The following is a 10,901-nucleotide window of genomic DNA, read 5'->3' as shown; positions in this document are numbered from 1 at the left end:
ACTATACTATTCATATGTGGCCTCCTATTGTATGCGGTAATCCCTGTTACCTTATTATTCTTATCAAATAATATTTTACAGGTAAATACACGAATATACAATTGTGAGGTCACTTCATATTGTCTCCGTTTAGTATATGTTACCATGATTGCATATCGTAGTCAATATAAAACTGCAATAGTTGCATATATTCGCTATATAATATACGCAATTATTGCAGCCGTATTCTTTACCTCTAAGCAACTATATTAATCCACTTCCGGCTCCGGAACCGCGGTATACAGAAGAATATGCGGACCAGATCGCTGAGGTCCACCAGGATAATGGCGATTGGCAGACTCAGATGGAAAACCATGACGCAAAGGAAGGCCATAGGCACTGCAATCAGGAAGTTGCAGCTGATGTCCAGGACCATGCAGAAAAGCGTGTCGCCGCCGGCTCGCAGTATGCCCACGATAGGCAGATATGCAAGCATTTTCGGCGTCAGGATCAAAGCCTGGGCCCAGATGGCCAGAATCAGCAGGTGGGTAGTTTCCGCGTCGAAATTGTATATGCCGGCGATGGGCTTTGCCAGCAGGAACATGACCGCCGTCATGACCACATTTAACAGCATAACAGCGCGGAAGGAAAGCTTGCCGTAACGGTAGGCTTTATTTTTGTGGCCCTGGCCGAGGGCCTCGCCGATGAGCATTGCCGTGGCGTTGCCCACGCCGAAGTAGAAGGACTGCAGCATGTCGCAGACCACGTTTACCACCTGGGAAACCGCCAGCGCCGACACTCCCAGCTTGCCGTAAGCCGCAAAAATCATCGCAAAGGACAATGCCCAGCCGCCTTCGGTGAATACCACGGGAATAGCCGTCCGCATGACGTTTTGGAACAAATTTCGACCAAAGCTGAAAAGTTCCGACGGCGTGCCGCGGAAGGGATGGTTTTTCGTAGCGTAAACATAGACGAGCAAAGCTATCAACTCGCAGATCCTGGCTATGCAGGTGGCGACGGCCGCTCCGCGGACGCCCAGCATAGGCATGCCGCACTTGCCGAATATGAGTATATAATTGAGGACAGCGTTGATGCCCAGTGCCGCGGCGCTGACGGCCGTGGCTACATTCAGCCGCTGAATTGCCCTCGAATTATATGAAATCACCATTGATATTCCTGAAATCGGATATGACAGACTGGCGATCCTGATATACTGAGTGCCGTAATGGATGACTTCCGGATCCTTTGAAAAAAGCCTTATGATCTCCGGCGCCAGGGCGTAGGAAACGGCAGTAACGCTGGCCGCCAGGACGATAGCCACCACATAGTCGATCCCTATCAGGTGCTTGATGCCCTTCAGATTCTGGGAGCCCCAGTACTGAGCCGTGTAAACGGCTGCCCCGCTGAAGAGCCCGAAAAGCGTAACAGTGTAAATAAAATAGACCTGGTTAGCCGCTCCAACGGCTGCCAGCTCCTGCTTTCCCAGCATTCCGATCATCAAAGTATCGATCAGATTCAGGCCAATGCTGATCAGATTCTGAAACACCACTGGTATTCCAACGATCAGCAGCTTCCTGTAAAATGTCTTGTCTTCACTCAATCTCTCCATGTTTTGAGTATAACACAGCAAAAGGCGACTTGGCAAGAGGCCGCTGGCCGTTTTCAAGGCCGCTGGCCTTCGGCCTGGCGGCCGACTATGTGTTTTATGTCAATTCGCAATTTTACTATCCAAGAATCTGAACCGAAATCGAGGAATGGAAAGATCAACCATTTTCCTCGAAAATATGCAGGATTTATGCGGTCATTATGCATTATTATGAACTTTCAGTTACATGAAATTTACAGGCCTGACTTGGATTCCAGTTTATTACATTTAAACTAAGTCAGTTGCGCTTAATACTGTACTTCAGACCAGATTTTGGCCTGGTTACAGCCTTATATTTGAAGCCATTCAGATTACGGGTATCGAAATCTGCTATTTGACATAAAACACATCAGAGCTAAATTTCCGAGACGGCTAAATTCTATGTATATTCCCTGTATTGGTATGAATAACCGAATCAGAAGCCATTGTGCCCCCGGCAACAATGGCTTCATCTTATAAAAATGTAGCCGCCCGACCGGGGTTGGCCCGCGACTTGTTGTGCCAACCAGACCGGGGCCGGGCGGCTTCCTTTGATAAAAAATGGCCGGCATGGCTACCGGCGGGCGAAGCCCGCCTGCCATGCCGTTCTACTTTATATTCAGATGTAAGCATCGCGCGGCCCAGAGAATCTGGGCTGGGCGATGCTTCTTTTGATATAAAACAGGCCATAGTCGCAAACTTCGGACTATGGCCTTCCTTTATTAACTTTTAAACTTCTTCCGAGTCTTCTTGACTTCTGACTTCAACATAGAGATGTATTTATCTTTGATCCACGTCTCGTTCTCGTCGGCGTCGCCGTCGGCCATGATCATCTCCGTCAGATAGCTGTCAACCACTTTGATAAACATATCCGCTGTCCCCGGCCCCTCTTCAGCGCCGGCCATATTTTTCTCCGCAGCAACAAAAGCGTAAATCTCCACCGGCGGCCTGGTCAGAATTTTGTCCAACTTCGCCGGCAAAATGTTCTCGTGAACGATTTCTTTTGTTAGCGGGTAGTCGAGATATTCGCGGATGCAGTTGATTTCACTTTCGCGCACGCTCCCCTCGGCCGCGGCCACCGCCACTGACACCATTGCCATATGCGTCTTCAGGGACTCGCCGTCGCCGGGCAAACCCTGCGCCGCCATGGCGTCCGCCAAACTGTAATATGTGTCGATAAGTGCTTTCAGATCTTCGTTCATCGTAAGCCTCCAATGCTCTGAACTACTTTTGTTATTTAACTTTACCACATATTATCGCACAAAACAATACTCGCTTTGTGTTGTTCTCGGGGATTTCGCAGGCCGCGGCGCAGGGTTTGCCCGGCGGCGGTGAAGCTAGGCCGGCATGAGGCGGCGAGACTGGGCCAGCGGCGAAACTGGGCCGGCCCGCTTACTCGCCCAGGAACCACAAATGAATCAGATTATCTATTATCCGCATGTCCATACCCATGTCCTCCCCATCGTATGTCACAATCAGATTATCCCAAGGCTTGAGCCCCATTTTTACATAATCCCTGTACTTATTAAAATTATTAGCAAGATATCCCGGATCATTGGTCTTACCAACGTGCTCCCAATAAAAAAACTTCTGAAAATACTGGGAATACACGACAATATCTGGCGCATATTCATACCCATATGCGCAATAGACCGGTTCATAGCGATAAGGAATCCCGTAGTAGTATAACGTATCACAAATATTAGCTTCACCTTTCGAACGCACCCAGTCGCCCTTTTTTGTCATGTGGATAAGATGCTCCGGATGCTTTTTGCTCTTCTTATATGGCTCTTCCGCCCAGCGCCTGGCATCTATCAGATCCATGTGTTTGTAGCACTCCTCCGGAAAATCAACCATCCCCTTAGGCATCCCGCGCAAAACATCCTCCGGCGTATATGGCCTTAGTTTCTTAAGTGCCTTCTCCAATACCGGAATATTGTTCTTATATACCTTAACTGCCTCCTGGCAATATCGTTTAGCTTTGAGTTCGTCAATAACACTCTGATCTATTTTCTTAAGATATTTCTTCTCACCGCCGATGACATTAACATAATACGGCCTGCCATTCTTCATATAAGCGGCCAGGTTTCCCTTCGGCGATTTTTTGATTTCACTGTTTGCCACGCTGAGGAACTTCTTCTCAGCAGCGATTTCCCTCTTAATAAATCGGATTATATCCATTGACTATCCTTTCTGCCGGCCCGCGGCCGCTAATTTTGCCATGCGTTGCCGGCCTGCCGGCCCGCGGCCGCTAATTTCTGATGTGTTTTATGTCAATTTCAAATTTTCACATCTCTGTTTCTGAATTTCTCAGTTGAATCAGGTTCACAGCCCGCATACCATCGTTGTAATAGTTAATTGTAAACATATTTTACATTATATGTAAGGGAATTGCAAGCATAAATGTTAATTAATGTAATTTAATTTCAATATTTGTCATTTACTGGTAATTTTGTAATCGCTCAAATTGAGTTTTTCAGATTCAGATAGGCAAAAAAATGGATTTGACATAAAACACATCGCGGCCGGCCGGCGCCGGGCTACACGGCAAGCCGGCGGCGCGGCGGAGCGCAACACGGCGAAGCGAGCCGAGCCAGCAAAGCGAGGCAAGCCGGCAGCGCCGGGCTACACGGCGAGCCAGCGAAGCGCGGCGAGCCGGCGCGGCGAAGCTGGGCTACACGGCGAGGCAAGCTGGCGCGGCAGCGCCGGGCGGCGAGGCATGCCGCCGCCTGGCCTCATCGCGCGGCGAAGTTGTAGATTTTCTTATTTATCAGGGTCCAGCCTTTGCCGGCCAGGTGCACGGTGTCGAGCATGAAGTACTTGCTGTATTCCTGCTTGGTGAAGCTTGCCGTCGCTGCGCCGTAGGCGGCGGCGATTTTGTCGACCTTTTTCACGAAGATCCGACGTTTTCCGGCGTCGAGTCCAGTCATATCGTACCAATAGCCGTTCATGGGCAGTTCCACAAGAAGAGCCTTGATTTTGCAGGCCTTGCAGATGTCCAGGAAGCAGCGCAGGTCTTTGTACTCGGGAGAATATTCGAAGGACATGTTTTTCTGGCTGCCTTTAGAATAGGCGACCTGGGCGGAGTACTTTTTCTGATATCTTTCATCGTCTATATAATAGGGATTATTGCGTTTCCCCTTGTCCTCGGCCACGGCAGAGGATACGAGATTTTTCCAGTCGGGAACAAAACTCTTATTGTAGGTGAATTTGTCTTTGGGAATGCTTGTGATGTCATCTTTTGTCATGGCCACGGCCGCGGCGCTGTCAGCCGCTTTGTTCAAAGCCTTCATCCGCCTGGCGATGTATTTTTTGTCCACGGCGGAGCTTTTGCCCTGTATGAAAATGCTGTTATAACGCCTGACGCGCGCAAGGATGCCAGCGTCTGTTATCAGACTCTCGCTACGCTCGGCAATGTACTTTTTGCTTGCCAGGGGTACGTCCTTGTTCTTCATGAGGTCGAGATACATGATTTCCGAAAAGCGCAGGTTATAATGGTACTGGCTGACTCCACCCCAATAAAACCACGATGGAGAAAGAAGGAGTACGACCTTCCGATTCTTCATCTTGGATTCCAGGGCGCCCAGGTAGGTGGCCAGGCTAAGGGACTGATTGTACGCATTGCCTATGAGCATAGGGTTTACGTTTGTCTTCGCAAAAAGTTTCTTGGGAAAATATCGAGTATTGTTGCCATGATTAAATTCCGAAGATCCAAAGACCACAAGAGAACTTCCAGCAAGATTCTCTGTGAGATAATTGTAGGAATAATACTTTTCCGCGTTCGTCCATGTGCCAAAGGCCTTCTGCCTCTGCGTAATATCACTTTCCGCGCTGTTATCGGCCTTCGATTCGGAGCGCGCGCTGCTGCTCTTGGTTCCCGCACCGCCGTCCGTAGTCACGACGACGGCAATGACCGCAGCCGCCATCACCAGGATCGCAACCAAAAGCGTAACGATCACTACATTTAATTTTCTATTCATCTAATCCCCCCTGCCAAGTGCTATTATTAATGATAGCACTTTATGGGGGTTATGAATTTTAGGATTATCTTAAAATACTTAATTTCATCTTAACAGGGGAGATATGACCAATCGAAGAACACTTTTCTAGTCATCGCCTACTATCCCTTCACTCTGCCCCAGTGCATCTATCCCAAGGCTGAATCCATCAAGCAATAGTTCCCTTCTTTTACCAGCGCCGATGAGTCCTCGCTCATAAGCCTGTTGTATCTTTCTGATATATTCACCGGTGCAACCGTAACGATCCTCGTCTTCAGATCGGCGGTACAGGGCAGTGCTGAACCCAAGGTTGACTGCTTTCCCGGTGACTGCGAGTTGCTTTAGTTCTTCGTATCTATCATCAGAAATATACTCATTCTTCACAAGCCTGATAAGTAACGCCTGGTGACTTATCTGAAAGAACTGCTCTGCTATAATCACCTCTTCATCTGACCAATTATTCTTGATCATATTGCGATCATACTGTGCCAATGCCTCATAGGGTATGAGAAAGAACGATGCAAATTCATCAGCCTCTTTCTCCACTACGGGTTTTCCATTATCAAATTGCTTATTACAAATGTACGTTGCATCTGTTTCGTCAATGAAGCCGTGGTATAACTCGTGTGCCAGCGTATAGCGCTGCCTGCCCCATGACATGTCTGTATTGATACCTATGACTATGCTCGCCTTGTCTCTGATGCACACTCCACTTATGTCTGCGTCCATCTTTATATTCACCAGCGTTACTTTCGGCTGAAGTCTGGTCAGCGCAAAAATATCTACGGGTGTTTCCGAGTCCTGTCCCCATTTTTTACGTAACATAATCGCATCAGAATTTAATTCCAGTTCACTTTTCATCAACATCCTCCAGTAATTCATTAAGCATACGAAGATTCAACGCTATCTTATTGACTGCAGCAACTGATGTCAATACTTCCAAACTTGCATTCTTGGATCTGAACGCAAACTTCAGTTGGTTGCATTTTTCTTTCTCACCTAACAGATATGCCATATCGCACCCGAACAAAGCGCACAATTTATCAATCTGATCGGTGGTCAGATTGCGCTCATCTTTCTCTATCTTAGCTATCATAGTCTGTCCGACCCCAAGATACTCGCCAAGTTGATTCTGATTCAACCCACTATCAGTGCGCAAGCGCTTGACAATCTCACCAATATTCTTCATTTCATTACCCTCCATCAGATATCACTTACTCCTACCTGTAATTGAATTATACTCCGTTCTTGTCATATTTTCAATATAAATATTTATAAATTTATGACAAAAGGCTAACATTGCGCCTAATGCACAAAAAGTAAAACCAGGCAAAATCCAGTATGGATCCAAGCCTGGTTAATTGTTTGCTCTTTATCTGACTTTTGACTCCGGCATACTCTTCAGTATCATGCGTTTGTATTTTTTAGAATATGTCCATGCTTTTCCTTTAACGGACTTACCGTTGGTATAGCAGTATGTTAAACCCGGTCTATAACTACCTTTGGAAGTAAACTTACCATATATGCATCTCTTTATCAGTTCATACCACTTACGCACAAAACTTCCCGCACCAGTCATGCTGCCGGTGTTTGCACCAATGCCAACCTTCACAAAATATTCAAATTGCTCATTCCCCATCTTCTTCCACAAATACAGGTGGGGTTATCAGCGGATCAAGTCCATATGATGATGTTACACTTGATATCAGGCAGTCTCTTTAGGATAAACATATTCCTTAATAGCCTGCTCTACTGCTTGATTTAGGTTCATACCCTCGCTGATACCCTTCATGGTTATTTGTCTATGCAATTCAGGACTTATTCGCACGTTAAATTGCCCCTTGTACGCTTTCTCAGGTTCCTTGCCAAGTTCTTCGCAAACAACCAGATAATCATCTACCGCCTCCCGGAACGAACTCTCTAATTCCTCAAAAGTCTCTCCTTCAAAAGTGACCAGATCCTTTAATCCATGGACTGTACCATAAAACACTCTATCTTCCATACTCAAATTTACGGTACCTATATATTTTTTATACTCAAAATAGTTTTTCATTATAAATCCCCACTCTCCTTTAAGGCACTAATTACCAATTCAATCGCATACTTCTTCACATAATTCCCATTCCCTGGATGTGGCTTGTGTAAACTGATAACCCGCTTATTGGAATTAACAAAGTGCACTCTTGAGCCCGAGGTCCTTCCACCTGACTTGCGCTCACTATACCCTAAAAATCCCAACACCGTTATCAACTCATCATATTTATAGTCACTTGGTTTCGACAGAAACCTACTTATCTGTTTTTCTCTAGAACTCAACGACACACCTCCGTAACTAATATCTAGTTACAATATGATACCACTTGTTTACATATAAGTCAATACTCCATCGCTACTACTGTGATGGGAAAAGCCGCTAAATACTATATTACAAAAGGCAATTTGGCGGTTTTGGGGTAAGTGTCAAACCATGAGCACATTCAAATTCCAAGGATGATGTGAGATAATAGTAGCAAGATCATCATACTAAATCGGGAGGAAGTGCATCAATTGGATGACAATGTAAAAGAAAGCAGAAACGCCATATGGGAGGATCGTATCCGGGATCTGATAGATAGCGGTAAAACACAGAAGATATGGTGTCGCGACAACGGTATATCTGAATCTACACTCAGATACTGGCTAAGAAAGCTGAGAATCAATCCATCTGAAAAGAGCAACAACAACGACAGCTGTAACAGTAATGGCTGGCTGCAGCTGCCGGAGCCGGGAAACAGAAAGAGCATCCGTTAGTCAAAGGATCTTCTATTACACTCAGCACAAGCAATATATTGGTTAACATTCCATATGATGCTCCGGCTTCCGTGATAGACAGTATAGTAAAGGCAATGGCGTCTGTATGATACGCAGGATAATGAAGAAAGAGACCAAGATATATCTTTCTACCAATGTGACCGATATGCGTAAATCCATAAACGGTCTTGCGGCCATAGTACAGAACAATTTTGATCTGGATCTCTATTCAGATGCTCTCTTCGTTTTCTGCAACAGGAAACATGATAAAGTTAAGATATTACATTGGGACAAGGATGGATTCGTTCTATACTACAAGCGCAGAGAAAAAGGAAGATTCTGCTGGCCGGAATCGTTCAAAGGAGAAAATGCAGACATGATAACACAGGCTGATCTGGATCGATTCCTTGAAGGTCTGGTCATGGAATCGTACATAGTGAGAAGGAACTTTGTGGTAGCGTAAAACATTGATATTTCAACGATAAAGCATTGTTTTTGTATTGCAGATATGGTATAATATATGTATGGAAATCAAGAAGGATGTCAATGGAAAATCAATAGATATATCATCACTCAGCAGAGATGAAATGGAAGAGATGCTGACTGAATATATGGATCGCAACGAGGCATTAGAGTTGGAAAACGCATGGCTCATAGAGCAGATCCGTGCAAACAAGAAAAAGATATACGGCACATCGAGTGAGAAGAACATGATCGATCCCGATGAGCAGTTATCTTTTTTTATGAATGAGGCAGAGACCTTCTCGGACCCGGAAGCCTATGAACCCGCGCTCAAAGATGTCAAGAAGAGACATAAGGCAAAGGGAGCTAAGAAAGCCAAGGTAAAGAACGTTCCGGTAAAGATCGTGGAATATCGTCTTTCTCCTGGGGAGCAGATATGCCCTGAATGCGGACATCGCCTTCACGAAATGAAGAAAACTGTTCGGGACGAGATAGAAGTAGTACCGGCCAGATTCACAGTCAAAAGACATGTCAGCTATACATATGCCTGCAGAAACTGTGAGTCGAATGGCATCAAAGGCACCATCATAACGGCACCTTCACCAAAGGCGTTGTTCAGAAACTCCCTTTGCTCATCATCACTTCTGGCTCATATCATCACTCAGAAATATGTATATGCCCTGCCGCTTAACAGGCAGGAGCAGATGTTCAGACGCTATGGCATGGAACTGTCGCGGCAGACCCTTTCAAACTGGGTCATAGCGGGCAGTAAATACCTGGCGAGGTTGTATGGACGCATGAAGCGGCATCTGATGGCAGAAGACATCGTACATGCAGATGAGACAAAACTCGAAGTCATAAACGAACCGGGGCGCAAAGCAACGCAGGAAAGCTATATGTGGGTCTACTGCAGCGGGAAACACTCTGCCCCATGTGTACTCTACGATTACGAACCCGGACGAGGGAGCAAGTATCCCACAGGATTTCTAGAGGACTTCAGCGGATATCTGCAGACGGACGGATATAGCGGCTACAATCAGATATGTACTGACAAGGACCGGAAAGCCGGACCTGTCATTTCAGCCGGATGTTTTGCCCACGCAAGACGAAAATTCACTGATGCTCTGGCTGTGGCAGGGAAAAGTCCCTCACCAAACATATCACAGGGGATAAGATACTGTGACGCTCTCTTTGCAATTGAAAAAGAATGCATCGACGATACGCCCGAAGTGAGAGCATCATACAGAAATGAACATTCAGCACCTTTACTGGACGAGTATTTTGCATGGGTAAAAGAAATGAGTTCGAAGGTGCTCCCTAAGAGCAAGCTGGGAGAAGCCATAACTTACAGCAGGAATCAGGAACAGCAGCTACGGCGGTACCTGGAAGATGGGCGGCTTGAAATATCTAACAATATTGCCGAGCGGGCCGTCAAACCATTCGTGATCGGACGCAAAAACTGGTTATTCTGCAATACGCCTCATGGAGCAGACGCCAGCGCCATAAGCTACAGCATAGTAGAAACAGCGAAAGGAAATGGATTGGAACCATTCGCATACCTTACTCACGTTTTCGATGTGATGTCACAGACGGAAGGCATCACCGATGAGCAGATAGACAGCCTGCTACCGTGGTCTGATGAGATCCCGGAGAACTGCAGAGAAGGTCAGCATCAATAGATAAAAATCAAGCGTCAGCTTCAGGGCCGGGTATGGCCAGGGAGTTGACGCTTTTTTGATTTATGTAGTTGTAGCGCAACTTCCGTCATATTGACGGAAGTCACACCTGTAGCAGTAACCGCAGATTCCGTCAAGTTGACGGAAGTCACACCTGCAACAGTGACCGCAGATTCCGTCATATTGACGTTTTCTGCAGGTGCTAAATATTATGTGCTCATGGTTTGACGCTTACAGTACATGTGGCTTACCACTTACGGAGAAACCCCAAATAACTGGGTATCCAAAGTTATTTGGGGGCAAAATAAATTCCACAAACTGGAATGATATGGAATAGTCTTACAAACTTTTTGGGGGCTGGAGTTGGGGGCA

12 protein-coding genes are annotated in these 10,901 nt (G+C 46.2%); 3 read left to right on the top strand and 9 right to left on the bottom strand.

Features of this window, described 5'->3' with window-relative positions; all coding sequences use genetic code 11:
- Positions 1-235 precede the first annotated feature (235 nt).
- From EV211_RS09745 to EV211_RS11180, 9 genes are all read right to left on the bottom strand, one after another.
- Positions 236-1,579 (bottom strand): MATE family efflux transporter, encoded by a 1,344-nt coding sequence (locus EV211_RS09745; RefSeq protein ID WP_166635435.1) that lies wholly within the window; start codon positions 1,577-1,579, stop codon positions 236-238.
- Between the two features lie 746 nt (positions 1,580-2,325).
- Positions 2,326-2,805 carry a hypothetical protein gene (locus EV211_RS09740; protein ID WP_133529245.1) on the bottom strand — a complete coding sequence of 160 codons (480 nt, stop codon included), beginning with the start codon at positions 2,803-2,805 and terminating at the stop codon, positions 2,326-2,328.
- 190 nt (positions 2,806-2,995) lie between these two features.
- Entirely contained in the window at positions 2,996-3,784 is a 789-nt protein-coding gene (locus EV211_RS09735) for a hypothetical protein (RefSeq protein ID WP_133529244.1), read from the bottom strand.
- Between the two features lie 554 nt (positions 3,785-4,338).
- Complete coding sequence (gene dltD / locus EV211_RS09730) at positions 4,339-5,583, bottom strand: D-alanyl-lipoteichoic acid biosynthesis protein DltD (RefSeq protein WP_133529243.1); 1,245 nt, start codon at positions 5,581-5,583, stop codon at positions 4,339-4,341.
- 126 nt (positions 5,584-5,709) lie between these two features.
- The gene (locus EV211_RS09725) at positions 5,710-6,462 is read right to left on the bottom strand and encodes an ImmA/IrrE family metallo-endopeptidase (protein ID WP_166635434.1); all 753 of its coding nucleotides are present in this window, start codon (positions 6,460-6,462) and stop codon (positions 5,710-5,712) included.
- The gene (locus EV211_RS09720) at positions 6,452-6,790 is read right to left on the bottom strand and encodes a helix-turn-helix domain-containing protein (RefSeq protein WP_166635433.1); all 339 of its coding nucleotides are present in this window, start codon (positions 6,788-6,790) and stop codon (positions 6,452-6,454) included. The genes EV211_RS09725 and EV211_RS09720 overlap by 11 nt, the downstream gene beginning before the upstream one ends.
- 183 nt (positions 6,791-6,973) lie before the next feature.
- The gene (locus EV211_RS09715; RefSeq protein ID WP_133529240.1) at positions 6,974-7,240 is read right to left on the bottom strand and encodes a hypothetical protein; all 267 of its coding nucleotides are present in this window, start codon (positions 7,238-7,240) and stop codon (positions 6,974-6,976) included.
- A gap of 66 nt (positions 7,241-7,306) precedes the next feature.
- Entirely contained in the window at positions 7,307-7,654 is a 348-nt protein-coding gene (locus EV211_RS09710; RefSeq protein ID WP_133529239.1) for a type II toxin-antitoxin system HicB family antitoxin, read from the bottom strand.
- The gene (locus EV211_RS11180) at positions 7,654-7,923 is read right to left on the bottom strand and encodes a type II toxin-antitoxin system HicA family toxin (protein ID WP_408608630.1); all 270 of its coding nucleotides are present in this window, start codon (positions 7,921-7,923) and stop codon (positions 7,654-7,656) included. The genes EV211_RS09710 and EV211_RS11180 overlap by 1 nt, the downstream gene beginning before the upstream one ends.
- Before the next feature lie 225 nt (positions 7,924-8,148).
- On the opposite strand from EV211_RS11180, the gene tnpA reads away from it, so the two are divergent.
- The 3 genes from tnpA to tnpC all read left to right on the top strand — a co-directional run bounded on the left by tnpA (position 8,149) and on the right by tnpC (position 10,532).
- Entirely contained in the window at positions 8,149-8,391 is a 243-nt protein-coding gene (tnpA, locus tag EV211_RS09700; protein ID WP_133529237.1) for an IS66 family insertion sequence element accessory protein TnpA, read from the top strand.
- 106 nt (positions 8,392-8,497) lie between these two features.
- Complete coding sequence (tnpB, locus tag EV211_RS09695; protein ID WP_133529236.1) at positions 8,498-8,854, top strand: IS66 family insertion sequence element accessory protein TnpB; 357 nt, start codon at positions 8,498-8,500, stop codon at positions 8,852-8,854.
- Between the two features lie 61 nt (positions 8,855-8,915).
- Positions 8,916-10,532: an IS66 family transposase gene (gene tnpC / locus EV211_RS09690; protein ID WP_133529235.1), complete on the top strand. Its 1,617-nt coding sequence runs from the start codon at positions 8,916-8,918 to the stop codon at positions 10,530-10,532.
- The last annotated feature ends 369 nt before the right edge of the window (positions 10,533-10,901 follow it).

This window comes from Aminicella lysinilytica, from assembly GCF_004362975.1.
Taxonomy (GTDB): Bacteria; Bacillota; Clostridia; order Peptostreptococcales; family Anaerovoracaceae; genus Aminicella; species Aminicella lysinilytica.
The sequence above is the reverse complement of the archived record's forward strand: the minus strand, read 5'-3'. Positions and strand labels throughout refer to the sequence as shown.